Raw genomic sequence first — 13487 nt, forward strand, 5'->3', positions numbered from 1 at the left:
CCGACCTTAAAGCAATACGTGCGCTGCGGTTTGGCTAACCCGCAGCGCACGCGTAGCATGGCGCGATGTTTTACAATCCTGAATCCTCTATGCTGACTTTCGACGGTCATAACGACTTACTCCTTAATCTGTGGCTCCACCATCGCGAAGCACCTGCCGCGGCCTTCTTTGACGGCATTGAGCGCGGTCATCTCGACTTTCCACGTATGCAGCAGGGCGGTTTTGGTGGTGGCCTGTTCGCTATCTTCATCCCGCCGCAAAACTACATCGCTAAAATGGTGCCGCAGCAGGCAGATCATCCTTATCAGCCGCTGGAGATCATGTGGCAGCAGCTCGATATTTTGCAGCAGATTGCCGATGCCTCTGGCGGGCGAGCCAAAATTTGCCGCACCGCAACTGAGATTGCGCAGTGCCGCGAACAAGGCGTGCTGGCGATGGTGGCACATATCGAAGGCGCAGATGCGCTGGATGGCGAAGGTGAATTGCTGGCGGCATTCTACGCAGCAGGCGTGCGCAGTATAGGGCCGTTCTGGAACTTGCCTAACCGTTTTGGTACGGGCGTTAGCGGCAGTTTTCCCGCTTCACCCGATACCGGGCCGGGGTTGACGGTGGCAGGCGAAACGTTGATCCAGCAGGCGAATGCGCTGCGGATGATGATTGATGTATCGCACATGAATGAAAAAGCGTTCTGGGACACCGCGCGGATCTCTACCGCTCCGCTCGTCGCCAGCCATTCCAACGCTCATGCGTTATGCGCTCAGCCGCGTAATCTAACCGATGCGCAGTTGGGCGCGATTCGCGACAGCGGCGGTGTTGTCGGGATCAACTTTGGTAACGCCTTCTTACGGCCAGACGGTAAACGTGACAGCGACACCCCTTTGGCAGAAATTGTTAAGCATTGTGATCATTTGCTAAGGACAATGGGCAGCGATCATGTGGCGTTGGGGTCCGATTTTGACGGCATATCCACGCCCGATGCGTTAGGCGATGTCAGTGGATTACCCAAGCTGTTCGCCACTCTGCGCGATGCAGGCTATGATCAGGCATTGTTAGAAAAGCTGGCGTGGGGAAACTGGCAGCGCGTTTTACACGCGACCTGGCAGCGATAACAATTTCCTTACGTCTTGCGGGTTGATCTCGTCGCAGCATTGGCGCAACATCTGTCGGCAAAATTGTGATGGGGATCGCATTTGAGTCCCTGCCGCAACTGTTTCAGACAGATAATCATCTGTTCATTACTTTATGAGGAAGAGAATTATGTGGAAAAAACCAGCATTTGTTGATTTGCGTTTAGGTCTGGAAGTGACGCTGTACATCTCCAACCGTTAATGTTTATGCCCGCCACTCGTGCGGGCATTTTTATCCGTCATACTTCAAGCTGCAGATGCATTGGCTGAACGCGCTCCCGGTCATTGACGTGAGTCAGCGCTTGGGAAAAGGCCGTTACCGTCCGCATGCAACGTGAATTATTCAGGATATTATTTCAACACGTGGTTTTCCTTCATGTTTATTAAAGTCCTCGGATCGGCCGCCGGTGGCGGATTTCCTCAGTGGAACTGCAACTGTGCCAATTGTCACGGCGTGCGTAATGGCACTATTCAGGCCCAACCACGTACCCAATCCTCAATCATCCTGAGTGATAATGGCGAAGACTGGGTGCTGTGTAACGCCTCGCCAGATATCAGCCAGCAGATCCTCCATACCCCAGAATTAACTAAAAAGGGCGTTCTGCGCGGCACGAATATTGGCGGCATCATCCTTACAGACAGCCAAATCGACCACACTACCGGTTTGCTGAGCCTGCGAGAAGGCTGCCCGCATCAGGTATGGTGTACGCCAGAAGTGCATAACGATCTCACCAGCGGTTTTCCGATTTTCACTATGCTGAAACACTGGAACGGCGGCTTGCAGCATCGTCCCATTGCGCCGCTGAACACCTTTAGCGTGGATGTGTGTCCCGACCTGCAATTCACGGCTATCCCTATTTTAAGCAACGCGCCGCCTTATTCGCCGTACCGCGATCGCCCGTTGCCGGGTCATAACGTGGCGCTGTTCATTAAAAACCGCGCCAATGGTCAAACCCTGCTGTATGCGCCGGGCCTCGGTGAACCTGATGACGTAATTTTGCCGTGGTTAAAACAGGCCGATTGCCTGCTGATCGACGGCACCGTCTGGCAAGATGATGAACTGCTTGCCACGGGTGTGGGTAAAAACACCGGCAAAGCGATGGGGCATCTGGCGCTGGCAGAAGAGCAAGGTTTGATGGCGCTGCTGGCGTCGTTACCGGCCAAACGCAAAATTCTTATTCACATTAACAACACCAACCCGATCCTTAATGAGCAATCACCCCAACGACAGTTCCTGACGCAACAGGGCATTGAGGTGAGCTGGGACGGGATGGCGATCCACCTTCAGGACTAAATCATGCAGATCACTGAAACGCTGTCGCCACAGGCTTTTGAGCAGGCGCTGCGCGACAAAGGCGCCTATTACCATATCCATCATCCTTACCATATCGCCATGCACAACGGTCAGGCGACGCGCGAGCAAATTCAGGGATGGGTAGCAAACCGCTTCTATTATCAAACCAATATTCCGCTGAAAGATGCAGCGATCATGGCGAACTGCCCGGACCCGGCCACGCGTCGTAAATGGGTGCAGCGTATTCTTGACCACGACGGCAGCAACGGCGAAGAGGGCGGCATCGAAGCCTGGTTGCGTCTGGGTGAAGCGGTGGGCATGAATCGCGAAGCGCTGCTGTCAGAGCAGCACGTGCTGCCCGGCGTGCGTTTCGCGGTCGATGCTTACGTTAACTTTGCCCGTCGCGCCAACTGGCAAGAAGCGGCATGCAGTTCGTTAACGGAACTCTTTGCTCCGCAGATCCACCAGTCGCGCCTCGACAGTTGGCCGCAGCACTATCCGTGGATCAAAGAAGAGGGATATTTCTACTTCCGCAACCGTCTGGGCCAGGCGAACCGCGATGTTGAGCATGGTTTGGCGCTGGCGCTGGAATTCTGCACCACACCAGAAAAACAGAACCGCATGCTGGAAATTTTGCAGTTTAAGCTCGATATTTTATGGACGATGCTGGATGCCATGACCATGGCCTATGAACTTAAGCGTCCGCCTTATCACACCGTCACCGACAAGGCGGCGTGGCACACCACTCGACTGGTATAAATGATGAATGACAACACTATCGCCGCGTTTCGTCGCGGCTATCGTATGCAGTGGGAAGCCGCGCAGGATAGCCATGTGGTGCTTTATCCTGAAGGCATGGCCAAGCTGAATGAAACCGCTGTCGCGATCCTGGAGCTGGTCGATGGCAAGCAAGATATTGCAGCCATTATTGCCACGCTTGATGCGCGTTTCCCGGAAGCGGGTGGCGTTGGCGCGGACGTAAAAGAATTCCTGCAATCAGCCTATGAACAGAAGTGGATACAATTCCGTGAACCCGCTTAAACCCGGCGTCAATCCGCCGCTATGGCTACTGGCGGAGCTGACTTATCGCTGCCCGCTGCAGTGTCCGTACTGCTCGAATCCGCTGGATTTCGCTCAGCAAGAAAAAGAGCTCACCACCGATCAGTGGATTGAGGTGTTTCGTCAGGCGCGTGCCATGGGCAGTGTGCAGCTGGGCTTTTCCGGCGGTGAGCCGCTGGTACGTAAAGATCTGCCTGAGCTGATCCGTGCCGCCCGTGATTTAGGTTTCTATACCAATCTGATCACCTCTGGCATTGGCCTGACGCACAACAAACTGGATGCGTTTGCTGACGCCGGGCTTGATCATATCCAGATCAGCTTTCAGGCCAGCGATGAAACGCTGAACGCCGCACTGGCAGGGTCGAAAAAAGCCTTTCAGCAGAAGCTGGAGATGGCAAAAGCGGTGAAAGCGCACGGCTATCCGATGGTGCTGAACTTTGTTTTGCATCGCCATAACATCGACCAGATCGACAAAATCATCGATCTCTGCATTGAGCTGGAAGCGGATGATGTTGAACTCGCCACCTGCCAGTTTTATGGCTGGGCACAGCTCAATCGCGAAGGTTTATTGCCCACGCGTGAGCAAATTGCGCGGGCAGAAGGCGTCGTTAACGACTATCGCCAGCGCATGAGTAAAAGCGGTAATTTGACCAATCTACTGTTTGTTACTCCCGACTATTACGAAGAGCGACCGAAAGGCTGCATGGGCGGCTGGGGTGCGATCTTCCTCAGCGTAACGCCGGAAGGCACCGCGCTGCCGTGCCACAGCGCGCGCCAGCTGCCGGTTGAGTTTCCTTCGGTGCTTGAGCAGAGCCTGGATGACATTTGGTATAACTCGTTTGGTTTTAATCGTTATCGCGGTTACGACTGGATGCCGGAGCCTTGCCGCTCTTGCGATGAAAAAGAGAAGGATTACGGCGGCTGCCGTTGTCAGGCTTACATGCTTACCGGCAATGCGGACAACGCCGATCCGGTTTGCAGCAAATCGCCGCATCACGGCAAAATTCTTGAAGCCCGTCGCGAAGCGGATTGCAGTGATATCAAAATTGGTCAATTGCAATTCCGTAACCGCAGCAATTCTCAGCTGATTTATAAGTCACGTAACATCTGATGATTCGCCGCCTGAACCTGAATGGATTAGCCGTGACGCTGGTGCATCAACCTGATGCGCGCGATGCGGCAGCGTTGATACAGGTTAAGGCGGGCAGTCATGACGAACCGGATCGCTGGCCAGGTTTAGCGCACTTGCTGGAGCATTTACTGTTTACCGGTAGTCAGCGCTGGCCCGATCGCGATCGGTTGATGAGCTGGATTCAGGCTAACGGCGGACGTGTTAATGCCACCACGCTGGCGCGGCACAGCGCCTATTTTTTTGAAATCACAGCGGCTCGATTTGGGGATGGATTAGCGCGGTTGCACGATATGCTCTGCGCGCCCTTGTTTGAAACTGCGGCGATCAAACAGGAAATGGCCGTCATTGATGCTGAATATCGCTTACTTCAGCATCACGTGCCTGCGCAGGCTGAGGCGGCGCTGTTTAGCCTGGTCGCTGAGCCACACACATTTCATCGCTTTCAAATAGGTAGCGCCGATGCCTTTGGCGCTAACGTTGTCGCGTTGCAGCAGGCGCTGCGTGATTTTCATCAGCGTTTTTACGTTGCCAGTAACCTGCAGCTTTGGCTGCAGGGACCACAATCGTTAGATGACCTGGCGCATCTGGCGCAGCGATTTGCTGAAACGCTGCCGCAAGGTCAGGTTCAACTCACTATACCGCCACTGCAATTACTCCCTGAAATGAAGCCGCACGCCATGCTGAGCGAAGGCGTAGCCCAATACTGGCATTCGTGGATCTTAGATGCTCAATGGAGTGACAACGTCACGCTATTGCGTGAGTTTTTACTGGATGATGCGCCCGGCGGTTTAATGGCATCTTTGCGCCAGCGCGGTATTGCCAGCGAAATCGAATTGAAGTGGCTTTATCAATCGGATAAGCAGCTTTGGCTGGTGGCGATTTTCACCACCGAGCAGCCCGATCGGCTGAGTCAAAGCGTGCAACACGCTTTACAGGCTATCGGGGAAACCTGTGAAGAACAGCAGATGCATTATCTGCAACTGGCGCAGCAGCGTTTTAACGCGCTGTCACCGCTGGAGCAGCTGCGTCAGCGCGTGTTGGGTTTTGCGCCAGCCGAGCCGAAAAGGTTTCACGCTTTTATCGCGGCATTACAGGCTGCGCCTTCCGCTACGCTATTTTGCTCGAATGCCGTTTATTCAAATAAAGCGCTGGGCGAAAGCGTCAAAACCCAAGGGTTTGAGCTTAGCTTAGCGCCGCGAGAAACAGCACCACAGCGTCAATCTGCTGTTACCGCTTTCGCTTTTTATCCGCTAAAAACCGAACTCATCTGCTCGCCACTGCCAACCGCTGCCGTGACATTGTTGCACCTTGCGTCAGACAAAGCAGCAACCCTGATTCTGCGCCCTGAATTTTTCAGTAATCTTTCCGAGTCTGGTGAGGCGTGCGCGAAGCGACTGCGCCCGCTGTTTGCCACGTTGCGTCATGTAGGTGGCGGCGGTGAATGGAGGGAAGCGCAGGGCGTTTGGCAGTTGACTCTTCGCCTGCCGGATAACCAGAAGCTTGCGGACTGGGCGCTGGAACAGGTTGCTGATGCGCTCGCGGATAATCGTTCTGGTAGTGATCCGCAGCAACCTGAAAGCATCGCCATTCGTGAGTTGCTGAAGAGGTTGCCTCAGCACTTAACTTCTGCAAGTAGCCCGACCTGCTGGCGGGCCGTGCTGTGCGGGGGAAGTGAAGCTCTGCACCATGTCATTGCACGGCGCTTAGCCACGTTTTCACTGCCCGTTAATCCACTGCTGCGCAGTGCCCCTTTGTCTTCACGCAGTGGTGTGTCGCGCATTGATCATCCTGGTCGCGATAACGCGTTGTTACTGTTTATCCCCCTGGATCAACGACACCCGCTCGCGGCACTCCGTGCTTTAGCGCAGATCTATGAACCGCGTTTTTTCCAGCGTTTACGGGTGGAACAGCAGATCGGTTACGTGGTGAGTAGCCGTTATTTACGTAGCGCGGATCACGACGGCGTACTGTTTGCGCTGCAATCACCCAACCTTAGCGTCGGTAGGTTGTTACAGCATTGCAAAAGATTCTTACGCTCGTTGGACAATGAGATCGCTACACTGGATATCGAAGCATTAAAAACGCAGCTCCGTGTTGATGAGAGCAATGCGGCCTTAACGGCATTGCGAAGGGAGCAGGGTTTGCACGATATGACGCAAACAAGCATTGATGCGCTGACGTTAGGCGATCTGCAACAGTTGCATACTCGCTTAACGAATCAGCGTCGCCGCTGGCGGGTGCTTTTTACAGCTGGACGTTAATGTGATAGTCACGCTGCGATATTGCTGAATTTATTTGAAAAATATCAGCAAATCTCTTCACTGTTTATTCCTGCCATATTAGACGACACTCCTAATGAATCTGTTTTTTAATAAGGAATATCGTGTGAAAAACGTTAAGCGCATTGCGCTGCCACTGTTAGCTGTTGCCAGTCTGTATGTCCCTTTCTCGCAGGCGGAAGCCATGCATTATCAGCTCAATCCTGAGCACACTTCGGTTATTGCGACCTGGACACACTTTGGTTTTTCACATCCAACCGCCGATATCCCTGACTCAACGGGTTCGCTGGTGTTTGACAAAGATCATCCTGAGCAATCACGCGTAGACGTTACGCTGCCGGTGAGCAAAATCGACAGCCATGTTGCGGCGCTGACCAAAGAATTTAAAGGCGCGGAATACTTCGACGTGGCTAAATATCCTAATGCGACTTTCCATAGCACCAAAGTGGTGGCGAAAGGCGACAATAAATTTGATGTAGAAGGTAATCTGACGCTGAAAGGCATCACTAAACCGGTTACGCTGCATGCCACGCTGAATCAGCAAGCGATGCACCCGATGGTGAAGAAGCAGGCAATTGGTTTTGATGCCACCGGCACTATTAAGCGTTCTGATTTCAAGCTGGATAAGTATGTCCCTGCGGTGAGCGATGAGATCACGCTGACGATTTCGACTGAAGCTTACGGTAAGTAAGTCGCCGTTTGCTTTAGGGCAAACGACCTCATCTGCGCGCTGGCCCCCATCCCGGCCTTCCCCCGCGAAGCGGAGGAAGGAGACGCTGCCAAATGCAGCTACAGAGTTAGCATAGGGCAGCATCTTCCTCCCCCATGTATGGGGGAGGATTGAGGTGGGGGACAAACGACCTCGCACTTAAGAGGATTGAGGTGGGGGCCAGCCAGCTACTCTTGCCTTCAGCCCCAATACTTTTTCTTACTGGTTTTGCCAATTCCCGGATTACAGCTATTGGTCGGATCCAACTGACGCCAGTGCTGCTCATGCTCACAGGATGCGTGGTATAAATGCCCGACATTATGCTCCGCCGGATATTTCGCGCCGCGCTGCTCCAACACCTCAATCACCGCCGCTTTAAACGCTTTCGCATCTACGCCAGGTTTTAGCACGTAATCCTGATGATTGACGAAGCAGAAGAAATGCCCACAGCAAGAATCCACCTGAACCTGGTCAGCCAGATGATCCGGCAACACCAGCCGCCAGCTCTCGTCGTTGCGGCGCAGAGCCACATCAAACGCCACTAACCGCTCATCCGGGTTATAGCCAAGATAATCGCAATACGAAATAGTGCAGCCGCCCACGCCAAAACGCACCAGAAACGCATCCGCGGCTTCGCGTGCGTTACAGAGGAAAAACTCGCCGTTTTGATCGCGGAAGAAATTTTCCAGCAACTGCTGCAGTTCCGCCGTTTGCTGCGCCTCAACTTTAATCATCAAATGATGTTCAAAGCGTGCGTGGTAATCAAGAATGCGCGGCGCAACGAAGCGCGGTGTGACCTGATTAAAAAATTGCAGCATTTTATCGATGCTGTTTCTGGGTAGAAATTTGAGATGACTGACGCGCACATCCCACTTGGCTTTCCTGGCCATCAAGCCGGGCAGTGCCTGTGCGCCCAGCTTGCCGATCGCCAGATACATGTGCTTGCTGTAACGCACCGTTAAATCAAACGCGTTGCGATGGATATATTCAGCCTGTAACGGTAATTCGTGCATGTTCGCCAATAAATAACGGCGCAGCGCTACCAGCGCTTTCTCATCTGGGGTGCCGATATAAAATGTATCGCTTTTCTGGCTGGCTTCAAACGTCGGCAGACGCACGGCAAACACCACCACTTTGCCTGCGCTGCCCGAACTTTCATGCAGGTAACGCATGTCGCCATTAAAGCGAGAAGGGCTGTCAGCCTGCGTATCGCGCAGCTGATCGGCGTAATCGTCAGCCCAGATTTTACCGTCCCAGTCAGGCTGATCGCCGGTGGTAAATTCCTGTTGTTCAAGACGACGCAGCATCTCTTCCGGCGTATCGCCTAACGCAATGCCGAGATGATTGATCATCTCCAGCCGACCGTCGTCATGAATACGCGCAAAAAGCGATTTTTCTGTGAATGCCGGGCCACGTCGAATCAGAGAGCCGCCGGAGTTATTGCAAATACCGCCAATCACCGACGCCCCAATGCAGGACGATCCGATCACTGAATGCGGCTCGCGTCCCAACGGTTTTAAAGTGTTCTCCAGTTCGGTCAATGTGGAGCCAGGGAAGGCGATCACCTGACGCGATTGATCGATAACCTGCACGCCTTTTAACAGCCGCGTACTGACAATGACGACATTGCGATCATAATCATTGCCGTCCGGCGTCGAGCCGCCCGTCACGCCAGTATTGGCAGCCTGCATTAAGATAATGGCATCGTTTGCAACGCAAACTTGTAGCGTTTGCCACAGTTGCCACAGCGTTTGTGGCAGAACAACGGCAAAGGCTTCGCCACGTCCAACCCGGAATCCTTTGGTATACCAGGCTTTATCATCCTGATGGGTCAATACCTGTTTAGCGCCGACCACCTCACCCAGTTGGCGGAGCATTTCCTGCGAGGACGTCATGATTTCTCTTCTGAAGTGAATAAACGCCTTATTGGACAGGCTGACCTTGGGGCAAGTCAATCATTGATCGGCGCTAAATTAGGTTTTAGGCACTATTTACACCTGCTGTTTTTAATTATGAGGGCGGATAATAAATTGGATAAATAAGCGACTGAACCGCTGAAAATGAGGTGAAAATCACAAATTTGAATTGTGCTGTTAAAGCGAAAAAAGAGAAAGCACGTGTTAAAAAATCGCGCGAAGTCATTAATGGTTAATCTATTGATGTGTAATGTTTTTTTATTATTTAACCTGAGATTCATATTGTGATAATCATCACATAAATCAGTCATGAAAACCTGGTGTCAACGCTCTGCATTTAAAAATTCCTGTCATTAATGTGATCTTCATTGCAAATACAAAGCTCTTATCCCGCAACAATGATTTCCAGACGCAATACAGCCAATGGAGTGTCCAATATGAGAATTGGGATGGTGATCAGCGGCGGTGATGTCACCGGTATTAATAATTTTATTTTCCAAATGGGTCGGATGGCGCAAGCGGATATGGTGTTATTTAACGGCGGCATACCGGGTTTATTAGCCAATCGTCACCAGGACGTGTCCCAACGCGACTTAATGGATTTTTCAATCGCCTCAATTCCGGTCATGCAGTCTGGCAGGACCGATAAAAAATTAGTGCGCAGCGAATATGAATTAATTGCGCGCCAGCTGAAGTCGCTACGCATTGATGTATTAGTGATGGCGGGTGGCGATGGTTCACTGCAATTTTTGCATACACTCAGTGAATTTGGCGTTAATTGTTTTGGCGTCGGTATGACCATCGATAATGACGTGTTTGGCAGTGATTACACCATCGGATTTTCTACGGCTTGCGAACAAGTTTTAAAAGAAGTGGCGAAATTGCGGAATACTGGCCGCGCGTTAACCGGTCGCGTTTTTATGGTGGAATTGCTGGGTGGCTATTGCGGGGAATTAACGTTGCAATCCGCGATTAAATCCAATGCGGATTTTGCGCTGATTCCAGAATGCCAAATCCCCACGCTGCAGTTGGCTGAGCGTATTACGCAGCGACTGGCCGCGCAGAACAGCGTGGTGATCCTCTGTTCAGAAGGTTACACCCGCGAATATTCTCCTGGTTTTCAAGGGGCGATCGATACCCTGATTAAACAGCTTGAACCGATGATTGGCGTGCGTATTCGCAAAACCATTATCGGTTACGGTCTGCGTAATGGTGATCCTACCTGTGAAGAGATTTACCAAGGCACCATTATGGCCAGTGAAGTGGTTCGTTGTATTCAATCTGGAATGCGGAATAAAGCGGTCATTATTAATGGCAGCAATAAACCGATTCCCATTGATTTAATAAGCATGAAGAAACGCTTGGTCGATATTGAAGGGCACCATTATAAACTCGCTAAACAACTGAATATCTTGTGAGGAGAACACCATGCTGAAAATTTTATGTGTTTGTGGTTGCGGTCTGGGATCCAGTTTTGCAATTGAGATGAGCGCTAAATCGGTATTAAAGAAACTGGAAATTGAAGCGGATATTGATCACACCACAATATCTGAAGCCAACGCCTTTAAATCCGACATCATTCTGACGCAAAAAGCCTTTGCTGATGTATTGAATGCCGACGCCAGCCCGGAACAGATTAAACGCGTCATTATTCTCAATAAGCTCACCGATAAAACGGAAATTGAGGAGAAGCTCGTGGCGTTTTTAAAAGAACACAACATGAAGGTTCCTAGCCATGAATAGTGTGATTGATTTCCTGGTAAAAGACTTATTAGGGCAGGCATCAATTCTGATCGCCTTTATTGCCCTGATTGGTCTGCTGCTGCAAAAAAAATCTGCAGGGAAGGTGGTGGAAGGCACCTTTAAAACCCTGCTGGGGTTCTTAATTATGATGGCCGGTATTAATATCATTGTCGGCACATTAACCTTCCTGAACACCATATTTACGCACGGCTTTGGCATGCAGGGTTATATCACCGATGTGGCTGCCATCGCCGGGTTAGCGAACCGCGAACTGGGTTCTGAAGTGGCACTGACCTTGCTGGTGATTTTCATCGTCAACATTATCATTGCGCGCATTACCCCGTTCAAATATATCTTCCTGACCGGACAAGCGTTGTTGTGGATGGCCACAATTGGCGCTGTCATCGGTTATAAAGCGGGGCTGACAGGCTTACCTCTGATCCTTACTGGCGGCATTTTTGGCGGCATCATGGCCGTGGTTATGCCTGCGCTGGCACAACCGGTGGTACGACGTATTACGGATTCTGACGATGTCGCGCTCGGTCACTTCTGCACCATTGGCTATCTGGTGACGGCGGCGGTGGCGAAAGTGGTCGGCAAAGGATCGCGCTCAACCGAAGACCTCAAGCTGCCAGACAACTTCAAGTTTCTGCAAGACACTTACTTAGCGATGGCGGTGGTGATGGTGCCGATGTACCTGATTCCGGCTGTCGCCGCAGGCCCGGCATTTATCGCGCAATACAGCAACGGCATGAACTACCTGATGTATGCGTTTATGCAGTCTATCCAGTTCGTTGCTGGGGTGTTTGTGCTGTACAGCGGCGTGCGTCTCCTGCTTAACGAGTTAGTTCCTGCGTTTCGTGGCATCGCCATGCGTCTGGTACCTGATGCCAAACCGGCACTTGATTGCCCGGTGATGTTCCCGTATGCACCGAATGCCGTGATTGTTGGCTTCCTGGCCACCACGGTGGGCTCGGTGGTCGGCATGATCGTCTTCCCGATGTTTGGGTTGGCGATGATCCTGCCAGGCCTGCTGACCAACTTCTTTGCAGGCGGCACCGCAGGCGTGTTTGGCAATGCGTTGGGCGGACGTCGTGGTGCGATAATCGGCGGCTTCGTTCACGGTCTGTTTATTACCCTTCTGCCTGCAATTCTGGTCCCGATGCTGGAAAGCTACGGCTTCACCGGTGTCACCTTCAGCGATTCCGATGTCATCAGCACCGGTTTGGTTCTGGGACATGCGTTCCAAAATAACTGGCTGTTCGTCGCCCTGTTTATTGCCTTTATTACCGCTATTGCCTGGTTTGTTAACGGAAAACCCACTAAGCCGCAAGAGGAAAAAATTCATGAAACTTTATAATTTCGCCGAGCTGTTACATATCGCTAAAGACCGTGAATTCAAAGCTGTTGGTTCGTTTAATTTACATTGCCTTGAGATGTTGCCCGCTTATTTCAAAGCGGCGGAAAAAACCAACAGCCCATTAATGATTCAGATTTCGACCGGCACCGCAAAATATCTTGGGCACAGATTATTGGTTGATGCGATTAAATCGCTGGCAGAAAGTAAAAATGTTCCAACCTGTTTGCATTTAGATCACTGTTCTGACCTCGACTCCATTCAACTGGCAATTGATACCGGCTTCAGTTCTGTGATGTATGACGGTTCGCATTTATCCATCGAAGAGAATATTGCGAATACTCGTAAAGTGATTGATATGGCGCGGCCATTAAATGTCTCTGTTGAAGCAGAACTGGGCGCGATTGGCGGGTCGGAAGATGGCAAAGTGGTGGCGATGGAGGAGATTGCGTTCACCACCGTGAATGACGCCAAGCGTTTTGTCGATGAAACCGGCGTGGATATGCTGGCTATCTCTATTGGCACGGTTCACGGCTTGTACACCGGCAAGGCGCACATTCAGCATCAACGTTTAGCTGAGATCACCGAGGCGACGCGCACGCCGCTGGTGTTACACGGTGGCACTGGCGTCAGTGATGAAGATATGCGGTTAGCCGTCCGCAGCGGTATTGAAAAGGTGAATGTCGGCACGGAAATGAATGTTCAATGGGTAAGCCAATGCAAAAATACCTTTGAAAAAGGCAAAGTGAACGACAGCGTACGTAATTTTCTCGTCCCGGCTAATGATGCAGTCACGAGTGTATTAGTCGAGAAGATGCAGTTATTCCGTTAATTTTTTAATCCTAAATGATGCATTAACCTGAGGTGCCCC

Annotated in this window: 13 protein-coding genes; 12 read left to right on the top strand and 1 reads right to left on the bottom strand. The window is 51.7% G+C overall.

From position 1 onward, the window contains the following. The first annotated feature begins 89 nt into the window (after window positions 1–89). The 8 genes from ACF2G4_RS04855 to ACF2G4_RS04890 all read left to right on the top strand — a co-directional run bounded on the left by ACF2G4_RS04855 (window position 90) and on the right by ACF2G4_RS04890 (window position 7582). Window positions 90–1109: a dipeptidase gene (locus ACF2G4_RS04855; RefSeq protein ID WP_332627919.1), complete on the top strand. Its 1020-nt coding sequence runs from the start codon at window positions 90–92 to the stop codon at window positions 1107–1109. Window positions 1110–1257: 148 nt separating this feature from the next. Continuing rightward, a complete protein-coding gene (pqqA, locus tag ACF2G4_RS04860) occupies window positions 1258–1329 on the top strand; it encodes a pyrroloquinoline quinone precursor peptide PqqA (protein ID WP_215848281.1) in 72 nt (23 codons plus the stop codon). A 174-nt stretch (window positions 1330–1503) separates the two neighbouring features. Further along, the gene (gene pqqB, locus ACF2G4_RS04865; RefSeq protein WP_332627921.1) at window positions 1504–2421 is read left to right on the top strand and encodes a pyrroloquinoline quinone biosynthesis protein PqqB; all 918 of its coding nucleotides are present in this window, start codon (window positions 1504–1506) and stop codon (window positions 2419–2421) included. A gap of 3 nt (window positions 2422–2424) precedes the next feature. Beyond that, a complete protein-coding gene (gene pqqC / locus ACF2G4_RS04870; RefSeq protein ID WP_215846860.1) occupies window positions 2425–3180 on the top strand; it encodes a pyrroloquinoline-quinone synthase PqqC in 756 nt (251 codons plus the stop codon). A 3-nt stretch (window positions 3181–3183) separates the two neighbouring features. Further along, window positions 3184–3462, top strand: a complete 279-nt coding sequence (pqqD, locus tag ACF2G4_RS04875; protein WP_215848280.1) for a pyrroloquinoline quinone biosynthesis peptide chaperone PqqD — start codon at window positions 3184–3186, stop codon at window positions 3460–3462. Continuing rightward, window positions 3425–4591, top strand: a complete 1167-nt coding sequence (gene pqqE / locus ACF2G4_RS04880; protein WP_409075608.1) for a pyrroloquinoline quinone biosynthesis protein PqqE — start codon at window positions 3425–3427, stop codon at window positions 4589–4591. The genes pqqD and pqqE overlap by 38 nt, the downstream gene beginning before the upstream one ends. After that, a complete protein-coding gene (pqqF, locus tag ACF2G4_RS04885) occupies window positions 4591–6873 on the top strand; it encodes a pyrroloquinoline quinone biosynthesis protein PqqF (RefSeq protein ID WP_409075609.1) in 2283 nt (760 codons plus the stop codon). Before pqqE ends, pqqF begins: the two co-directional genes overlap by 1 nt. Window positions 6874–6967: 94 nt before the next feature. Further along, entirely contained in the window at window positions 6968–7582 is a 615-nt protein-coding gene (locus ACF2G4_RS04890; RefSeq protein WP_409075610.1) for a YceI family protein, read from the top strand. A gap of 218 nt (window positions 7583–7800) precedes the next feature. Here ACF2G4_RS04890 and dld read toward each other — a convergent pair whose 3' ends face one another. Next, window positions 7801–9495 (bottom strand): D-lactate dehydrogenase, encoded by a 1695-nt coding sequence (gene dld, locus ACF2G4_RS04895; RefSeq protein WP_409075611.1) that lies wholly within the window; start codon window positions 9493–9495, stop codon window positions 7801–7803. A 458-nt stretch (window positions 9496–9953) separates the two neighbouring features. On the opposite strand from dld, the gene ACF2G4_RS04900 reads away from it, so the two are divergent. The 4 genes from ACF2G4_RS04900 to ACF2G4_RS04915 are packed head-to-tail and all read left to right on the top strand — an operon-like array spanning window position 9954 to window position 13448. Beyond that, complete coding sequence (locus ACF2G4_RS04900; protein ID WP_409075612.1) at window positions 9954–10934, top strand: 6-phosphofructokinase; 981 nt, start codon at window positions 9954–9956, stop codon at window positions 10932–10934. 10 nt (window positions 10935–10944) lie between these two features. Continuing rightward, window positions 10945–11259 (top strand): PTS sugar transporter subunit IIB, encoded by a 315-nt coding sequence (locus ACF2G4_RS04905; RefSeq protein ID WP_215846857.1) that lies wholly within the window; start codon window positions 10945–10947, stop codon window positions 11257–11259. After that, a complete protein-coding gene (locus ACF2G4_RS04910) occupies window positions 11252–12619 on the top strand; it encodes a PTS sugar transporter subunit IIC (RefSeq protein ID WP_409075613.1) in 1368 nt (455 codons plus the stop codon). The genes ACF2G4_RS04905 and ACF2G4_RS04910 overlap by 8 nt, the downstream gene beginning before the upstream one ends. Continuing rightward, window positions 12606–13448 (top strand): class II fructose-bisphosphate aldolase, encoded by an 843-nt coding sequence (locus ACF2G4_RS04915; RefSeq protein ID WP_215846856.1) that lies wholly within the window; start codon window positions 12606–12608, stop codon window positions 13446–13448. The genes ACF2G4_RS04910 and ACF2G4_RS04915 overlap by 14 nt, the downstream gene beginning before the upstream one ends. Window positions 13449–13487 lie beyond the last annotated feature (39 nt).

This window comes from Pantoea phytostimulans, assembly GCF_046118715.1.
GTDB lineage: Bacteria > Pseudomonadota > Gammaproteobacteria > Enterobacterales > Enterobacteriaceae > Pantoea > Pantoea phytostimulans.

Bases quoted from the DNA above. Each gene is read 5' to 3' on its own strand.
- ACF2G4_RS04890 (WP_409075610.1), top strand. From the start codon at position 6,968: ATGAATCTGTTTTTTAATAAGGAATATCGTGTGAAAAACGTTAAGCGC.
- pqqD (WP_215848280.1), top strand. From the start codon at position 3,184: ATGAATGACAACACTATCGCCGCGTTTCGTCGCGGCTATCGTATGCAG.
- ACF2G4_RS04915 (WP_215846856.1), top strand. From the start codon at position 12,606: ATGAAACTTTATAATTTCGCCGAGCTGTTACATATCGCTAAAGACCGT.
- pqqF (WP_409075609.1), top strand. From the start codon at position 4,591: ATGATTCGCCGCCTGAACCTGAATGGATTAGCCGTGACGCTGGTGCAT.
- pqqE (WP_409075608.1), top strand. From the start codon at position 3,425: ATGAACAGAAGTGGATACAATTCCGTGAACCCGCTTAAACCCGGCGTC.
- pqqC (WP_215846860.1), top strand. From the start codon at position 2,425: ATGCAGATCACTGAAACGCTGTCGCCACAGGCTTTTGAGCAGGCGCTG.
- ACF2G4_RS04900 (WP_409075612.1), top strand. From the start codon at position 9,954: ATGAGAATTGGGATGGTGATCAGCGGCGGTGATGTCACCGGTATTAAT.
- ACF2G4_RS04855 (WP_332627919.1), top strand. From the start codon at position 90: ATGCTGACTTTCGACGGTCATAACGACTTACTCCTTAATCTGTGGCTC.
- pqqB (WP_332627921.1), top strand. From the start codon at position 1,504: ATGTTTATTAAAGTCCTCGGATCGGCCGCCGGTGGCGGATTTCCTCAG.
- dld (WP_409075611.1), bottom strand. From the start codon at position 9,495: ATGACGTCCTCGCAGGAAATGCTCCGCCAACTGGGTGAGGTGGTCGGC.
- ACF2G4_RS04905 (WP_215846857.1), top strand. From the start codon at position 10,945: ATGCTGAAAATTTTATGTGTTTGTGGTTGCGGTCTGGGATCCAGTTTT.
- ACF2G4_RS04910 (WP_409075613.1), top strand. From the start codon at position 11,252: ATGAATAGTGTGATTGATTTCCTGGTAAAAGACTTATTAGGGCAGGCA.